13 protein-coding genes are annotated in these 11,589 nt (G+C 69.4%); 8 read left to right on the top strand and 5 right to left on the bottom strand.

The features are described 5' to 3' along the window. Positions 1-223: 223 nt before the first annotated feature. Entirely contained in the window at positions 224-730 is a 507-nt protein-coding gene (locus tag OHA19_RS20650) for an Lrp/AsnC family transcriptional regulator (RefSeq protein ID WP_405753290.1), read from the top strand. Positions 731-781: 51 nt separating this feature from the next. Here the strand turns inward: OHA19_RS20650 and OHA19_RS20645 are convergent, their stop codons facing one another. After that, the gene (locus tag OHA19_RS20645; protein WP_405714539.1) at positions 782-1,375 is read right to left on the bottom strand and encodes a TetR/AcrR family transcriptional regulator; all 594 of its coding nucleotides are present in this window, start codon (positions 1,373-1,375) and stop codon (positions 782-784) included. 123 nt (positions 1,376-1,498) lie between these two features. Here OHA19_RS20645 and paaN point away from each other — a divergent pair, with 123 nt between their 5' ends. Next, positions 1,499-3,199, top strand: coding sequence for a phenylacetic acid degradation protein PaaN (gene paaN / locus OHA19_RS20640; protein WP_405751086.1), 1,701 nt, complete (start codon positions 1,499-1,501; stop codon positions 3,197-3,199). A gap of 143 nt (positions 3,200-3,342) precedes the next feature. Here the strand turns inward: paaN and OHA19_RS20635 are convergent, their stop codons facing one another. From OHA19_RS20635 to OHA19_RS20625, 3 genes are all read right to left on the bottom strand, one after another. Then, positions 3,343-3,981 carry a TrmH family RNA methyltransferase gene (locus tag OHA19_RS20635; protein WP_405753288.1) on the bottom strand — a complete coding sequence of 213 codons (639 nt, stop codon included), beginning with the start codon at positions 3,979-3,981 and terminating at the stop codon, positions 3,343-3,345. 128 nt (positions 3,982-4,109) lie between these two features. Continuing rightward, positions 4,110-5,363 carry an HTTM domain-containing protein gene (locus tag OHA19_RS20630; RefSeq protein WP_405714543.1) on the bottom strand — a complete coding sequence of 418 codons (1,254 nt, stop codon included), beginning with the start codon at positions 5,361-5,363 and terminating at the stop codon, positions 4,110-4,112. Beyond that, positions 5,360-6,121 (bottom strand): DUF5819 family protein, encoded by a 762-nt coding sequence (locus OHA19_RS20625; RefSeq protein WP_405714545.1) that lies wholly within the window; start codon positions 6,119-6,121, stop codon positions 5,360-5,362. Before OHA19_RS20625 ends, OHA19_RS20630 begins: the two co-directional genes overlap by 4 nt. Positions 6,122-6,236: 115 nt before the next feature. Between OHA19_RS20625 and paaA the strand changes: the two genes are divergently transcribed. The 6 genes from paaA to OHA19_RS20595 all read left to right on the top strand — a co-directional run bounded on the left by paaA (position 6,237) and on the right by OHA19_RS20595 (position 11,038). After that, the gene (paaA, locus tag OHA19_RS20620; protein WP_405714547.1) at positions 6,237-7,253 is read left to right on the top strand and encodes a 1,2-phenylacetyl-CoA epoxidase subunit PaaA; all 1,017 of its coding nucleotides are present in this window, start codon (positions 6,237-6,239) and stop codon (positions 7,251-7,253) included. Further along, complete coding sequence (paaB, locus tag OHA19_RS20615) at positions 7,250-7,540, top strand: 1,2-phenylacetyl-CoA epoxidase subunit PaaB (RefSeq protein WP_266731391.1); 291 nt, start codon at positions 7,250-7,252, stop codon at positions 7,538-7,540. The genes paaA and paaB overlap by 4 nt, the downstream gene beginning before the upstream one ends. After that, positions 7,537-8,238 carry a 1,2-phenylacetyl-CoA epoxidase subunit PaaC gene (gene paaC / locus OHA19_RS20610; RefSeq protein WP_405751083.1) on the top strand — a complete coding sequence of 234 codons (702 nt, stop codon included), beginning with the start codon at positions 7,537-7,539 and terminating at the stop codon, positions 8,236-8,238. Before paaB ends, paaC begins: the two co-directional genes overlap by 4 nt. Continuing rightward, positions 8,232-8,738, top strand: a complete 507-nt coding sequence (paaD, locus tag OHA19_RS20605) for a 1,2-phenylacetyl-CoA epoxidase subunit PaaD (protein WP_405714552.1) — start codon at positions 8,232-8,234, stop codon at positions 8,736-8,738. Before paaC ends, paaD begins: the two co-directional genes overlap by 7 nt. Beyond that, positions 8,739-9,797, top strand: a complete 1,059-nt coding sequence (locus OHA19_RS20600) for a 2Fe-2S iron-sulfur cluster-binding protein (protein ID WP_405714554.1) — start codon at positions 8,739-8,741, stop codon at positions 9,795-9,797. It abuts the gene before it with no gap. Positions 9,798-9,901: 104 nt separating this feature from the next. Beyond that, positions 9,902-11,038, top strand: coding sequence for an acyl-CoA dehydrogenase family protein (locus OHA19_RS20595; protein WP_405721657.1), 1,137 nt, complete (start codon positions 9,902-9,904; stop codon positions 11,036-11,038). A 193-nt stretch (positions 11,039-11,231) separates the two neighbouring features. Here OHA19_RS20595 and OHA19_RS20590 read toward each other — a convergent pair whose 3' ends face one another. Beyond that, on the bottom strand, positions 11,232-11,576 hold the full coding sequence (locus OHA19_RS20590) for a rhodanese-like domain-containing protein (RefSeq protein ID WP_405751081.1): 345 nt from the start codon (positions 11,574-11,576) through the stop codon (positions 11,232-11,234). Positions 11,577-11,589: the final 13 nt, after the last annotated feature.

The following is an 11,589-nucleotide window of genomic DNA, read 5'->3' as shown; positions in this document are numbered from 1 at the left end:
TGTCGGCATCAGGGGATCGTCCGATGCCGAGGGGTGTCGAAATACATCGAAATGTCGAGCGCTGTCCGAGGCACGGATGTGGGGCGCCTCCCTACCGATTGTTCGGTCGCGAGCGCATTTTGGCTACAGGCACCTTCAGCCTGTGGACAAACGGTTCTCCACAGCCTGGGATAGAGACAGGTCGTCCAGGACGGAGAGGTGGGGGCACATGTCAGCTGAACAAATGGCCGACGGGGGCGAGGACACCGGCCAGGTTCCGCCCGCGCGGCCGCTCGACGCCATCGACCGCGGCATCCTGCGACTGCTCCAGACGGACGGCCGCGCCTCGATACGGTCGGTGGCCGATCGGGTGCACGTGTCCCGGGCCAACGCCTACGCCCGGATCAGCCGGCTCATCGACGACGGCGTGATCCGGGGTTTCACCGCGTGCGTGGACCATGAGCGGGCGGGGCAGGGCGCCTCCGCGTACATCACCCTCAAGATCGTCCAGAACTCCTGGCGCACGGTTCGCGAGGAGCTCCAGGCGCTGCCGGGGGCGACTCATATCGCGCTGGTCAGCGGCGACTTCGATGTCCTGCTGCTGGTCCACACCAAGGACAACAGGTCGTTGCGCGAACTGGTCCTGACGAGGATCCAGGCCATCCCGGAGGTGCTCTCCACCCGCACGCTCCTGGTGTTCGAGGAGACGGACCTGGCCCCGGGCTCGGACAGGCCTCCCGAGCTCACCTGAGGGCTCGCAGGCCGGCCTGCGGCCGTCGAACAGCCTGCGGCCGTCAACGGTTCAACGGCTGGACCGCATCCCCTCGAAGGCCACGCGGACGAGCGTGTCCGCCAGCCGCTCCCCGTCGGCCCCGCCGTCGGGCAGCGGCCGGTACCACTCCACCAGGGAGTTGATCATCCCGAAGAGCAGTCGGGTCACCAGTCGTATGTCCACGTCGGAGCGGAGGTCGCCGTCCGCGACCGCGGCCTTGAGCAGATCGGTCACCCGCTGGTCGAACTCGCGCCGCCGCTCCATGGCCCAGCGCTCCGTCTTCGTATTGCCCCGCACCCGGAGCAGCAGCGTGACGTAGGGCAGTTCGGCTATCAGCACATCGATGGTGCGACGGGTGACGTACTCGACCCGCTCGATCGCACGCCCCTGCGTCGCTCCCGACTCGTCGAGAATCCCGAAGAGCCCGTCCAGCGCACGGCTGACCGCGCGGCGCAGGAGCTCCTCCTTGCCCGCGACGTGGTGGTAGATGGACGACTTGGAGATGCCCGCCGCCTTGGAGAGGTGCTCCATGGACGTGCCGTCGTAGCCGCGCTCGTTGAAGACACGGACGGCAACGGTGAGCAGAGTCTCCGGGGTGTACGTGTCCCGCTTGGCCGTGGTCATGTCCGCGATCCTCCCCTACGAGGTGTCCACAGGTTTGGCGGGCCCCCTTGTCCCGACCGATCGTTCGGTTACTCTAACTCTGTCCGCCCGTCCCTGCCCAGCTCGATGAGGAGTTGGTCCGTCATGGCCGCCGAGCTCTCCCCGCACCTGCTCTCCGAGAAGCACCGCCCAACGCTCGACCAGGCCCTCGACGCGATCCGTACGCGCGCCTACTGGTCCCCGCACCCCGAGCATCCGAAGGCATACGGCGAGGGCGGCGCCCCCGGCAGCCTGAGCGCCGCCGAGGGCAAGGCGGCCTTCGACGCCGTGCTGAACACCCGGCTCGACCTCGGCCAGCCCGGCACCGACGGCTGGACGGGCGGAGAGATCTCTCCGTACGGGCCGGAGCTCGGCGTCGAATACCCGCACGCCGACCTGGACGTCCTGCTTCCGGCGATGCGTGCGGCCATGCCCGCCTGGCGTGCGGCCGGTCCCGAGACCAGGGCCCTGGTCTGCCTGGAGATCCTCGCCCGGATCAGCGCCAGGACCCACGAGTTCGGTCACGCCGTGATGCACACCAGCGGCCAGGCCTTCATGATGGCGTTCCAGGCGGGCGGCCCGCACGCCCAGGACCGCGGCCTGGAGGCGGTGGCGTACGCGTACGAGGAGCAGATCCGCACCCCTGCGAGCGCCGACTGGTCCAAGCCGCAGGGCAAGCGCGACCCGCTCCAGCTGCAGAAGTCGTTCTTCGCGGCACCCCGCGGCATCTCGCTCCTGATCGGCTGCAACACCTTCCCCACGTGGAACGGCTATCCGGGCCTCTTCGCCTCCCTGGCCACCGGCAATCCCGTCCTGGTCAAGCCACACCCCCGCGCCGTGCTCCCGCTCGCGCTCACGGTGCAGCTGGCCCGCGAAGTGCTCGCCGAGGCGGGCTTCGCTCCCGACCTGGTCGCCCTGGCCGCCGAACGACCGGGCGAAGGCATCGCGAAGACCCTGGCCCTCCGCCCCGAGATCAGGATCATCGACTACACCGGGTCGACCGCCTTCGGCGACTGGCTGGAGACCAACGCCCGCCAGGCCCAGGTGTACACGGAGAAGGCCGGGGTCAACACGATCGTCCTCGACTCCACGGACGACTACCGCGGCATGCTGTCCAACCTGGCGTTCTCGCTCTCCCTCTACAGCGGCCAGATGTGCACGACGCCGCAGAACCTGCTGATCCCCCGGGACGGCATCACCACCGACGCCGGCGACAAGACGTACGACGAAGTGGTCGCCGACATCGCCGCCGCGGTCACCGGCCTGCTGGGCGACGACGCCCGGGCGAACACCCTGCTCGGCGCCCTGGTCAACCCCGATGTGAAGGCCCGCCTGGAGGCGGCCGCGGATCTCGGCGAAGTCGCCCTGCCCTCCCGCGAGGTGGCCAACCCGGAATTCCCCGACGCCGTGGTCCGCACCCCCGTCGTCGTCAAGCTGGACGCCACCAAGCCGGACGACGAGCAGCACTACCTGTCGGAGTGCTTCGGCCCGGTCGCCTTCGCGGTAGCGGTCGACTCGACGGCCGACGCCGTGGAACTGCTCCGCCGCACGGTCCGCGACAAGGGCGCGATGACGGTCGGCGCGTACACCACCTCACCGGAGGTGGAACGCGCGGTGGAGGACGTCTGCCTGGACGAGTCGGCCCAGCTGTCGCTGAATCTGACCGGCGGGGTGTACGTCAACCAGACCGCGGCCTTCTCCGACTTCCACGGCTCGGGCGGCAACCCGGCAGCGAACGCGGCGCTGTGCGACGGGGCCTTCGTGTCCAACCGCTTCCGCATGGTGGAGGTCCGCCGCCAGGCATGACCGCGGCCTCCGGCGCCCCGCTCCCCCTCAGCCCCTCCGGGGCCCGGGGAGCCGGGGCCCCGGAGGGGCTAGGGTCTTTCGTTTGGATCAGGCCGGATCAGGGACCGGGGCACGCGAGCCCGGCATGATCCAAACGAGAGGCCCTAGCTCCCCGCCTCAGGGATCTCCGCGTAGCGCTGCACCCAGGCATGCATGGCAATGGCGGCCGCGGCCCCCGCGTTGATCGACCGCGTCGATCCGAACTGCGCGATGGAACACACCATCGCCGCGTGCTTACGGGCCTCCTCGGTGAGCCCGGGCCCTTCCTGCCCGAAGAGCAGTACGCAGCGCCGGGGCAGCACGGTCCGCTCCAGCGGCACCGCTCCCGGCAGATTGTCGATCCCGATGATCGGCAGGCCCTCGGCCTGCGCCCACGCGGTCAGCGACTCCGTGTCCGGGTGGTGCCGCACATGCTGGTACCGGTCGGTGACCATCGCGCCGCGCCGGTTCCAGCGCCGCCGCCCGACGATGTGGATCTCCTTGGCGAGAAAGGCGTTCGCGGTGCGCACCACGGAACCGATATTGAAGTCGTGGCCCCAGTTCTCGACCGCGACGTGGAAGTCGTGCCGCCGCAGATCCAGATCGGCGACGATCGCCTCCCGGGTCCAGTACCGGTAGCCGTCGCCCACATTGCGCCGGTCACCGTGGGCGAGCAGCTCGGGGTCGTACCGCTCGTCCACGGGCCAGGGCAGCGGGTGCGGCCCGACACCGATCTCCGTCCCGAACCCGTCGTCGTACTGCATCGGTTCCGCGGACGCACCGGGCTCCTCCGGCGCCGCGGGCACGACGGACGCCTGAAGCCCGGTGGCCTCCTCGGTCGGCGGTTCCCCGCCGCTGCTGCCTGCGCTGTCCGTGCTGCCGCTCTCACTACTCACCCGACGAGCGTATGACCCTCGTCGCCGCTGTGCTGCGGGGCCTCCTCGTCGTCGCCGTCACGCCGCTGCCCGGGCACCTTGCTCCTGGCCGGGAACAGCAGCCCGCGGGCGAGGGTCACCTGGCCGCCGAGCCAGACCAGGAAGACGGTCGGCAGGAAGACGGAGTCGGCGGCGATCATCGCCATGGAGAAGAACGGCAGCCCGAGCAGCAGGGCGATACCGGCGTGCTCACAGATCATGGCGACGAGCAGAACGTTCTTGACCCGCCGGTTGAAGAGGGTGAAGGGAAACGCGACCTGGACGATGACCGTGCCGTAGGTGAGCACCATCACCATCACGGAGTTGGAGGCGAGGATGTCCGACAGCCCGGGCCAGGGCGTGAAGTAATCGAGCTTGAGCGGGTAGTACAGCGCCGTGCCGTCCTGCCACCGCGAGCCCTGGATCTTGTACCACCCCGCGGTGGCGTAGATCAGACAGACCTCGGCCATGATCACGACGAGGGTCGCGTTGTGGGCGAGGTTGGCGATGACATCGAGCAGGGTGCGCGACTGGCTCTGCGGTGCATAACGGTTCAGCGCCCACCAGGCGCCGTTTCCGACCCACAGGAACCAGAGCAGGGCCGGGAGCCACCAGGTGCCGCCGAGCCCGTCCGTCACGCTGGCCACGATCAGCACAAGGCCGAGCACCACCCAGAGGACCGGACCGGCCACATTGCCGAGCACCGGGCGCCGCGCCCCGTCCGCTTCCGCGCGCGCCTGCCGCGCCGCTCGCCGGGCGTCCAGCGACCAGACCCGCCCGCAGCGCGTGAGCACCAGATAGATCGCCATGAGGTGGATGACATTGTCGCCGCCGTCGCCCATGAAGATGCTGCGGTTCTGCAGGGAGAGCACCCCGACCATGAAGAGAACCGACATGGCCCGGGTGTGCCAGCCGACCATCAGCAGCGCCGCGGAGATCAGCGCGACCGCGTACACGACCTCGAACCAGACGGTGCTGTCCGACCACATGAGCGCGGTGAACGACTGGTTGCCGGATATGAGCTGCTGCGCCATGTCCCAGCGCCACGGGCCGTCGGGGCCGTACATCTCGTGGCGGTGCGGCAGCTCGCGCAGCAGGAAGAACAGATAGGTGGCCGAGAAGCCGATCCGGATGACGGCACTCTGATACTGGCCGAGGACCGTGGAGGTGATGCGCTGGATACCGCGGGCGAGCTTGTGGTCGACCTTGCGGTCGTGGATGGCCGTACTCACTTGTCCGCCCCCTCGGTGCCCTTGGGAAGGTCCTCGGGAGTCACCGTCCACCACGGCAGTACCCGGTAGGACGGCCGCGTACTGATCTTCTCCTCGCTCCACGCGGGCGCCGCGACGGACCGCACCTCGGAACGGATCTGGATGCGCTCGACGGTGCCGCCGTAGTCGTGTTCGCCGAGGCGCAGCATCGCGATGCGGCGGATGTAGCGCTCGGAGAGCTGACCGCGAAGGCCGTTGGCCCGGTTCTCGTTGTCGTGGGAACTGAGGTAGAAGTCCCAGCCTCGGCGGAGTTCGTTCTGATGGACGTGGCTGGGGAGGAGATTGCCGCGTATCGCCTTGGCGTCCTCGCCGGACAGACTCATCCAGGGGGTGGTGCGACGCCCGTCGGCGCCGGCTATCTCGGCCCGGACGTGAACGGCGATGTTCTGCTGGAGCGGATTCGGGGCGAAGAGCTTCCAGTTCTGCTCGAACTCGGGATAGACCCACTCGTCGACCGCTTCGCCGTGCTGCTTGGTCAGGGTGTTGGAGGGTGCGACGTGCAGAAACACCATGACCAACTGTCCACAGGCGATCAGGCCGATGACCGACAGTGCTATCGCGGCAACGATCTGGTACGGAAGAGACAGCGCGGCCATCCCTTCACGAGGGCCTGATTCCAGGATCTGACCAGCACCGGAAGGCTCTTCCTCCCGCTGATCCGGCCCCGGCTCGGCGCTCCCGTTCCCACCCTCGGCACCCCTGCCGTCGTACGAATCCATCCCGCCCCGATCCCCGTCGATCCCCGGTCAGTTATCCACAGGGTTGACACCCTACGGGCCACCGACTCACCATTGAAGACATTGAACCGAACGATCGGTCGGTAGGGAGTCCGGGATGGCGGCAGTGACTGCGGACCAGACAGCGCGAGCGGGAGCGGACAGGCCCGAAGGGGCGGACGAGGCCCTGGAGGCGGTATTCGACGCCGCGGTGGCGGCGGACGAGCGCATCGAGCCACGCGACTGGATGCCCGATGCGTACCGTGCCTCGCTGGTCAGGCAAATGGCCCAGCATGCCCACTCCGAAATCATCGGGATGCAGCCGGAGGCCAACTGGATCTCGCGCGCGCCCTCGTTGCGCCGCAAGGCGATCCTCATGGCCAAGGTGCAGGACGAGGCGGGCCATGGGCTCTATCTGTACAGCGCGGCGGAGACCCTCGGCACCGGCCGCGAGGAGCTGCTCGACAAGCTCCACGCGGGCCGTCAGAGGTATTCATCGATCTTCAACTACCCGACGCTGACCTGGGCGGACGTCGGCGCGATCGGCTGGCTCGTGGACGGCGCCGCGATCACCAACCAGGTGCCGCTGTGCCGCTGCTCCTACGGCCCCTACGCCCGGGCGATGGTCCGCATCTGCAAGGAGGAGTCCTTCCACCAGCGCCAGGGGTACGAGCTGCTGCTCACCCTCAGCAACGGCACCCCTGCGCAGCATGAAATGGCGCAGGACGCGGTGAACCGCTGGTGGTGGCCGTCCCTCATGATGTTCGGCCCGCCGGACGACGCCTCGGCCCACTCGGCGCAGTCGATGACCTGGAAGATCAAGCGCCACTCCAACGACGAGCTGCGGCAGCGCTTCGTGGACATCTGTGTCCCGCAGGCCGAGGCACTGGGGCTCACCCTCCCGGACCCGGACCTCCGATGGAACGAGGAGCGCGGACAGCACGACTTCGGGGCGATCGACTGGAAGGAGTTCCAGGAGGTCCTCAAGGGCAACGGCCCGTGCAACGAGCAGCGCCTCACCCAGCGCCGCCGGGCGCACGAGGAGGGCGCCTGGGTCCGGGACGCGGCGGTGGCCTACGCCGAGAAGCACACAGCAACGCACACAGCAGCAAGGAACGGGGAGGCGACAGCATGAGCAGCTCGACCGAATGGCCACTGTGGGAGGTGTTCGTGCGTTCTCGCCGCGGCCTCTCCCACACCCACGCGGGCAGCCTGCACGCCCCGGACGCGGAGATGGCCCTGCGCAACGCGCGCGATCTGTACACCCGCCGCTCCGAGGGCGTCTCGATCTGGGTGGTCCCGTCCGCGCAGGTCACGGCCTCGTCCCCGGACGAGAAGGACTCCTTCTTCGAGCCGGCCGCCGACAAGCCGTACCGGCATCCGACGTTCTACGAGATCCCGGAAGGGGTGAAGCACCTGTGACCGCGGCCCTCGCCCTGGGCGACGACGCGCTGGTGCTCTCGCACCGGCTGGGGGAGTGGGCGGGCCATGCGCCCGTGCTGGAAGAAGAAGTGGCCCTGGCCAACATCGCCCTGGACCTGCTGGGCCAAGCCCGAGTGCTCCTCTCCATGGTCGGGGACGAGGACGAGCTGGCATACCTGCGCGAGGAGCGTGCCTTCCGCAACGTCCAGCTGGTCGAGCAACCGAACGGCGACTTCGCCCGCACCATAGCCCGCCAGCTCTACTTCTCCTCCTATCAGCGGCTGCTGTACGAGCAGCTGGCATCGGGCGGGAGCGCCTTCGCCGCTCTGGCGGCGAAGGCCGTCAAGGAGGTCGCGTACCACCAGGACCACGCGGAGCACTGGACGCTGCGGCTCGGCGACGGCACGGACGAGAGCCACGACCGGATGCAGCGCGGGGCGGACGCCCTCTGGCGGTTCACCGGCGAGCTGTTCGAGCCCGTCGAGGGCGTGGAGATCGACTGGCAGTCGCTGCGCGGCGACTGGCTGGAGTCCGTCTCCGCGGTGCTGGACCGGGCCACACTGGCGCTGCCGGCCGGTCCGCAGTCCGGGGCTTGGACGGCGGGCGCGGGGCGCCAGGGCATCCACACGGAACCCTTCGGCCGCATGATCGCCGAGATGCAGCATCTGCATCGCAGCCACCCGGGGGCGTCATGGTGACCGAGACACTCCTGGAGGAGGAGCTGCACCGCCTCGCAGGCTCCGTGCCCGACCCGGAACTGCCCGTGCTGACCCTGGACGAGCTGGGGGTGCTCCGGGGCGTGGACGTCCTCGCTCCCGGCAAGGTCACCGTCCGGCTCACCCCGACCTATACGGGCTGCCCCGCGATCGAGGCCATGTCCGCGGACATCGAGCGGGTTCTGCACGACCACGGCATACCGGAGGTCTCCGTGGTCACCGTGCTCTCACCGGCCTGGTCCACGGACGACATCAGCGCGGAAGGGCGGCGCAAGCTGGCGGAGTTCGGCATAGCGCCCCCGCGCCCGCACGATGCCACGGCCCCCGCGGGCGGCCCGGTGCCGCTCACGCTCTCGGTGCGCTGCCCGCACTGCGGCTCGACCGATACGGAGCTGCTGAGCCGGTTCTCCTCGACCGCGTGCAAGGCGCTGCGCCGCTGCGTGACGTGCCGCGAACCGTTCGACCACTTCAAGGAGTTGTAGATGTTCCATCCGCTCCGGGTCCGCGCCGTCGAACGGCTCACGGACGATTCGGTGGCCGTCACCCTCGCCGTTCCGCCCGAGTTGCGCGAGACCTTCCGCCACAAGCCCGGTCAGCATCTCAATGTGCGGTACACAGTCGACGGCGAGGAGATCCGCCGCTCGTACTCGATCTGCTCCCCGGCCGTCGAGGAGCCGGACGACCCGGTGCTGCGGGTGGGCATCCGGCTCGTCGACGGCGGCGCGTTCTCCACGTACGCCTTGAAGGAACTCGCCGTCGGTGACGTGGTCGAGGCGATGTCTCCGATGGGCCGCTTCGTGCTGACGCCCCGCGCCGGACGCTTCGCGGCGATCGTCGGAGGCAGCGGAATCACGCCGGTGCTGTCGATCGCGGCCACGCTGCTGGCGCGGGAACCCGACGCCCGTTTCTGCCTGATCCGCAGCGACCGGACAGCGCTCTCGACGATGTTCCTGGACGAGGTCGCGGACCTCAAGGACCGCTATCCGGACCGGTTCCAGCTGGTCACGGTGCTCTCCCGGGAAGAGCAGCAGGCCGGCCTTCCCTCCGGCCGGCTGGACCAGGACCGTCTCACCAAGCTGCTGCCCGCGCTGCTTCCGATGACCGAGGTGGACGGCTGGTATCTGTGCGGGCCGTTCGGGCTGGTCCTGGCCGCGGACCGGGCGCTGCGAGGCCTGGGCGTCGACCGGACCCGCATCCACCAGGAAATCTTCCATGTGGACGACGGCCCGAGCGCATCCGCCCGACCGAGGATCGAATCGCCCGCTCACAGCCGTCTCACCGCGACCCTGGACGGCCGCTCCGGCACCTGGCCCGTGGAGGAGGGCGAATCACTGCTGGAGACGGTGCTGCGCAGCCGCGCCGATGCACCGTACGCCTGCAAGGGCGGGGTGTGCGGGACGTGCCGGGCGTTCCTGGTCTCGGGCGAGGTGCGGATGGACCGCAACTTCGCGCTGGAGCCCGAGGAGACCGGCGCGGGCTATGTGCTGGCATGCCAGTCGCATCCGGTCACACCGGAGGTGGAGCTCGACTTCGACCGCTGAGCGACCCCGCCGCCTCTCCTCCCCTGTTCCCTTCTCGTAGAACCTGTTCTATCTTGACGATCCGTCAGATTCGGGTGGCCATCGGTCAACGGGAGGCCAGGACAGTGGACTTCACCTTCACCGAAGAACAGCAGGCGGCCGGGGAGGCAGCGCGAGCGGTCTTCTCGGGAGTCGCACCGGACGGGGTGCCCAGCCCCGCTCTCGTGCCGGGCGCGGTGGCCGAGGACATCGACCGCCCGCTGTGGTCCGGGCTCGCGTCGAGCGACCTGCTGAGCCTGACGCTTCTGCCGGAGCACGGCGGGGCCGGGCTCGATCTCGTAGCGCTCTGCCTGGTGTTGCGCGAGTCCGCCAAGGTGCTCGCGAGAGTGCCGTTGCTGGAGACATGCGCGGTCTCGATGGCGCTCCAGCGATACGGAGACCAGGGGCTGGCCGCCGAGTTGCTGCCTCGGATCGGCCGGGGCGAGCTGGTCCTCACCGCCGGGGCCAACGGCCGATCCGGCCACGATCCCGCCGAACTCGCCGTGAAGGCCCGCCGGAAGACAACAGCCGGCTGGGTGCTCGACGGGATGCAGTCAGCAGTGCCGTGGGCGCAGGCAGCGGACTGGATCGCGATTCCGGCCCGCACGGACGAGGGCCGGGCGGTCGTCGCCCTGGTCCAGCCCGCCCAGGACGGTGTCACCCTGGCCGAGCAGGTCTCCACCAGCGGTGAACGGTTCGCCGAGGTCCGACTGGAGTCGGTACGGATCGACGACCGCGCGCTGATCGACGGCTCCGGGGCCTGGGAGTGGCTGCGCGCCCTCCTCACCACCGGAACGTGCGCGCTCGCCCTGGGCCTGGGTGAGGCCGTACTCGCCATGACGAGCCAATACACCGGAAAACGCGAACAGTTCGGCTTCCCGGTGGCGACGTTCCAGTCCGTCGCGGTACAGGCCGCAGACCGGTACATCGACCTGCGGGCCATGGAAGTGACGCTCTGGCAGGCTGCCTGGCGGGTCTCCACCGGGGCCGACGGGGCGCTGCCTGCCGAGGGCGACATCGCCGTGGCGAAGATCTGGGCGTCGGACGGCGTACGCCGGGTCGTGCAGACGGCACAGCATCTGCACGGCGGTTTCGGTGCGGACACGGACTACCCGCTGCACCGCTTTCACGCCTGGGCGAAGCAGATCGAGCTGTCCCTCGGCCCGGCAGCGGCACACGAGGAGGCACTGGGCAGCCTGCTGGCCGCGCATCTCCTCGGCTGACACCGGTCGAACGGCAATCGGACCGGCCGACAGCCGACCGACAACAGAGCCGCCCCGGACCGGGGGTGCCCCTGCCCGGGACACCTCCGGCAGAACAGCGCCCCGGCCCAGAACAGCACCCGGACTCAGAAGAGCTCCCGGGACAGGAAAGACCGACCCAGAAAAGCTCTCCGGACCGGAACGGACCTCCGGTTCAGAGCACGAAGGCCGGGTCGCCGCTGTCTGTGACGATCGGGCGTCCGGAGCCGTCCCAGGCGAGCATCCCGCCGTCGATGTTCACTGCGTCGACGCCCTGCTGCACCAGGTACTGGGTGACCTGGGCCGAACGGCCACCGACCCGGCACATGACGTGCACGCGCCGATCGTCGTCGACGGACTCGGTCAGCTCACCGAAGCGGGCCACGAAGTCGCTCATCGGGATGTGCAGGGCGCCCTCGACATGCCCGGCCGCCCACTCGTTGTCCTCCCGGACGTCCAGCACGAAGCCGTCCGACGGAACCGCCGCGACGTCCACCGAGGGCAGCGGGGCGAAATTCATGGGTCATGCCTTC

This window comes from Streptomyces sp. NBC_00012 (assembly GCF_045040875.1).
GTDB lineage: Bacteria > Actinomycetota > Actinomycetes > Streptomycetales > Streptomycetaceae > Streptomyces.
The sequence above is the reverse complement of the archived record's forward strand: the minus strand, read 5'-3'. Positions and strand labels throughout refer to the sequence as shown.